Raw genomic sequence first — 3,734 nt, 5'->3', positions numbered from 1 at the left:
ACCAGGCGCTGGTCTCCACCGGTTTCAACTACGTCGCCGACGTCCGCGCCCACCAGGCCGAGCTGGCCGCCCGGCTGATCCCGCTGGTGCGGGACATCCGGCGCGGCGGATCGGCGGCGGTGGACCTGTGCGACGTGGCCTGCGGCCGGCTCGACGGGTACTACGAGCGGGGCCTGAACCCGTGGGACTTCGCGGCCGGGGACCTCATCGCCCGGGAGGCCGGCGCGCTGACCGGCGGGCGGCCCGGAGAGCGGCTCTCACGGGAGCTGACGGTCGCGGGTACCCCGGGCGTCTTCGAACAGCTCCAGCGGCTGCTGGAGGACTTCGGGGCGTGGCACGACTGACCCGGTCCGGGGCCCGGCCCGGGCGCCGGCCGCACGCGAAGGGACCCCGGCGCTGGATTCGCCGGGGTCCCTCGTCGCGCTCGGGCCGGTCAGACGCGTGACGCGCCGACCTCCACGCCGTGTTCGGCGGCGAGGCGTCGCAGGTCGTCGAGTTCCGCCTGCTCCACTTCGACAAGGAAGTCGTCGCCCTCGTCACGAGCCCGCGAAAGGTCGGACTCGGTCGCCCTTATGCGCTGCAGAAGTCCTGAGGTGAAAGCGTCCATGCTGCGCCCCCTCGTCCTGGGTCGTGGGTCGGTGGCACGGGGGTGTGCCGTATGGAAGGGGCGATCACGTCTCTCGCGGGTGCCCAGCGCTGCCCGGCCGGGCGGCGACGGTGCCGGACACCCACGCCCGCTCTGCGAAGCGGAAGGCGGAGTGCCGCATGGTGCTGCGGCACATGCAGAGCGTGATCGCGGGGTGTAAAGCCGTCCTCCCCCCGCTCCCCTCCGGGGAAACCTAACCGCGGGAGAAATTCTCGTATTCCCGCCCCGCAACCCCCGTCCCTGCGGTCCCGGGGACCGCCTTACAGCCGACTTATGGCCGAAAAGGGCAGGATGGGGGTCACACCCCAACGCAGACCCCTGCCCGCACGCGCCCGCGGCGCGCTACGCGGGTGGACACAGGAAGGACAAGCGACGTGCGCGTACTCGTCGTCGAGGACGAGCAGCTGCTCGCCGATGCGGTGGCCACCGGACTGCGCCGGGAGGCCATGGCCGTCGACGTCGTGTACGACGGTGCGGCCGCCCTGGAGCGCATCGGCGTCAACGACTACGACGTGGTCGTCCTCGACCGCGACCTCCCGCTCGTGCACGGTGACGACGTCTGCCGCCGGATCGTGGAGCTGGGCATGCCCACGCGGGTGCTGATGCTCACCGCCTCCGGCGACGTCAGCGACCGGGTCGAGGGCCTGGAGATCGGCGCCGACGACTATCTGCCCAAGCCGTTCGCCTTCAGCGAGCTGATCGCGCGCGTGCGGGCCCTCGGCCGCCGTACCAGCGTGCCCCTGCCGCCGGTCCTGGAGCGCGCCGGCATCAAGCTCGACCCCAACCGCCGCGAGGTCTTCCGCGACGGCAAGGAGGTCCAGCTGGCTCCCAAGGAGTTCGCGGTGCTCGAGGTGCTGATGCGCAGCGAGGGCGCCGTGGTCTCGGCGGAGCAGCTGCTGGAGAAGGCCTGGGACGAGAACACCGACCCGTTCACCAACGTGGTGCGGGTGACGGTGATGACCCTGCGCCGCAAGCTCGGCGAGCCGCCGGTCATCGTCACCGTCCCCGGCTCCGGCTACCGGATCTGATCCCGGTGGCCGCGACACCCGCGCCGCCCCAGGCGCCGCCGAAGCCCACCTGGGACCCCAGGAGGCCGCAGCCGCCCTTCCCGTGGCTGCGGCCCACGATCCGCATACGGCTGACACTGCTGTACGGCGGCATGTTCCTGATCGCCGGCATCCTGCTGCTGTCGATCATCTATCTGCTGGCCGCGCAGGCGATCAGCACCGGCAATCAGCCGCTGTTCAAGATCGTCAGCGGTACGGCGATCCGGGTCACCAGCGACAACTGTCCCGCGATCACCGCGATCAACACCACCAGCCTGCCGCTGTCGGACTTCAACGAGGCGATCGCCCACTGCGTCGACCAGCAGCGCCAGACGGCCCTGGACAACCTGCTCAGCCGGTCCCTGCTGGCCCTGCTGGGGCTGGCCGTGATCGCCTTCGCGTTCGGGTACGCGATGGCCGGCCGCGTGCTGTCCCCGCTCGGCCGGATCACCCGCACCGCCCGCCAGGTGGCCGGCTCGGACCTGTCCCGCCGCATCGAGCTGGACGGCCCCGACGACGAGCTGAAGGAGCTGGCGGACACTTTCGACGACATGCTGGAGCGGCTCCAGCGGGCCTTCACGGCACAGCAGCGCTTCGTCGGGAACGCCTCGCACGAGCTGCGCACCCCGCTCGCGATCAACCGCACGCTCCTCGAAGTGCACCTGTCGGACCCGAACGCGCCGGTGGAGCTCCAGCAGCTCGGCAAGACGCTGCTGGCCACCAACGAGCGCAGCGAACAGCTGGTCGAGGGGCTGCTGCTGCTGGCCCGCAGCGACAACCAGATCGTGGAGCGCAAACCGGTCGACCTGGCCGAGGTCGCCACGCAGGCCATCGACCAGGTGCACGCCGAGGCGGAGAGCAAGGGCGTGACCATCCGGGGCGAGCGCAAACCGGCCGTGGTCCAGGGCAACGGTGTACTGCTGGAGCGGATCGCGCTGAACCTGGTGCAGAACGCGGTGCGCTACAACGTGCCGGACAAGGGCTGGGTCGAGGTGAACACCGAGGCCGAACACGGGCAGGCGGTGCTGACGGTCACCAACACCGGTCCGGTGGTGCCGGCGTACGAGATCGACAACCTCTTCGAGCCCTTCCGCCGGCTGCGTACCGAGCGCACGGGCAGCGACAAGGGCGTCGGGCTCGGCCTGTCCATCGTGCGGTCCGTGGCCCGGGCGCACGGCGGCCACATCCACGCCCGTCCCCGGGAGGGCGGTGGGCTGGAGATGCGCGTCACCCTGCCCATGTGACGCCGGTGGACACACGCGGGCCGTGTTCGCTCTACGCGGAATTTTCCAGCCGCCGAACGGACGCTTCTTTGTGTGATCAGTCACATGGGCGGATTTCCGGCCATGCACGGAGAGTGATCATGACGTCAGATGGAAAGCCGGGAATGTCCTGGTTTTCAGGGCCGTTGATCACGGGAAGTACACGGTGGGGTGCCTTTGAGGTACGGCATCGGGACCGTGTACGGTCCTCACCGCCATCCAAGCCGATCACTCCTGAGGGGTCGGATTGGGTGTCGATTGAGTAACAGACCTTGATGTGAGGCAAAATCTCCGCTTCAGGTCGGGCACAAGTCCGGCCTCTCACGCGTTACGTGCGCTGGAGAACACCGCAGACACCCAGAGGGGGAGAGCGTTATGGCAACCGATTACGACACTCCACGCAAGACCGACGACGACGTCGACTCGGACAGCCTTGAAGAGCTGAAGGCCAGGAGGAACGACAAGTCCACCTCGTCGGTGGACGTCGACGAGTTCGAGGCCGCAGAGGGCCTGGAACTGCCCGGCGCCGACCTCTCGAACGAGGAACTGGCCGTCCGGGTCCTGCCCAAGCAGCAGGACGAGTTCACCTGCATGAGCTGCTTCCTGGTGCACCACCGCAGCCAGCTGGCCCGGGAGAAGAACGGTCAGCCGATCTGCCGCGACTGCGACTGAGGACGGGTCGGCCATGTCTGGCTCGACCCCTCCCCGGAAGCGCCGCTTCCCCCTCGGGAAAGCGGACCAAGGGCCGCTCGACGGCCCGCACGGCGCGCGTGACGACGA

Annotated in this window: 5 protein-coding genes; 4 read left to right on the top strand and 1 reads right to left on the bottom strand. The window is 69.6% G+C overall.

Translation table 11 applies throughout. From position 1 onward, the window contains the following. The coding region (locus H5J33_RS27030) for an inositol monophosphatase family protein (RefSeq protein ID WP_309485496.1) at nucleotides 1-344 on the top strand (344 nt) is incomplete at its 5' end. Nucleotides 345-433: 89 nt separating this feature from the next. Here the strand turns inward: H5J33_RS27030 and H5J33_RS27025 are convergent. Next, entirely contained in the window at nucleotides 434-607 is a 174-nt protein-coding gene (locus H5J33_RS27025; protein ID WP_167345744.1) for a hypothetical protein, read from the bottom strand. A gap of 413 nt (nucleotides 608-1,020) precedes the next feature. On the opposite strand from H5J33_RS27025, the gene H5J33_RS27020 reads away from it, so the two are divergent. The 3 genes from H5J33_RS27020 (at nucleotide 1,021) to H5J33_RS27010 (ending at nucleotide 3,626) form a co-directional block, all read left to right on the top strand. Beyond that, entirely contained in the window at nucleotides 1,021-1,674 is a 654-nt protein-coding gene (locus H5J33_RS27020) for a response regulator transcription factor (RefSeq protein ID WP_007387794.1), read from the top strand. A gap of 5 nt (nucleotides 1,675-1,679) precedes the next feature. Continuing rightward, nucleotides 1,680-2,936, top strand: a complete 1,257-nt coding sequence (locus H5J33_RS27015) for a HAMP domain-containing sensor histidine kinase (protein ID WP_181797457.1) — start codon at nucleotides 1,680-1,682, stop codon at nucleotides 2,934-2,936. Between the two features lie 393 nt (nucleotides 2,937-3,329). Then, on the top strand, nucleotides 3,330-3,626 hold the full coding sequence (locus tag H5J33_RS27010) for a DUF4193 domain-containing protein (RefSeq protein WP_003997302.1): 297 nt from the start codon (nucleotides 3,330-3,332) through the stop codon (nucleotides 3,624-3,626). Nucleotides 3,627-3,734: the final 108 nt, after the last annotated feature.

Origin of the sequence: Streptomyces sp. WELS2, from assembly GCF_013870595.1 — a bacterium.
Classification (GTDB): Bacteria; Actinomycetota; Actinomycetes; order Streptomycetales; family Streptomycetaceae; genus Streptomyces.
Note: the sequence above shows the minus strand (reverse complement) of the source record. Positions and strands in the feature narration are given on the sequence as shown.

What these genes read in the sequence shown, in the direction of transcription:
- H5J33_RS27025 (WP_167345744.1), bottom strand. Translation starts at nt 607, where the DNA reads ATGGACGCTTTCACCTCAGGACTTCTGCAGCGCATAAGGGCGACCGAG.
- H5J33_RS27010 (WP_003997302.1), top strand. Translation starts at nt 3,330, where the DNA reads ATGGCAACCGATTACGACACTCCACGCAAGACCGACGACGACGTCGAC.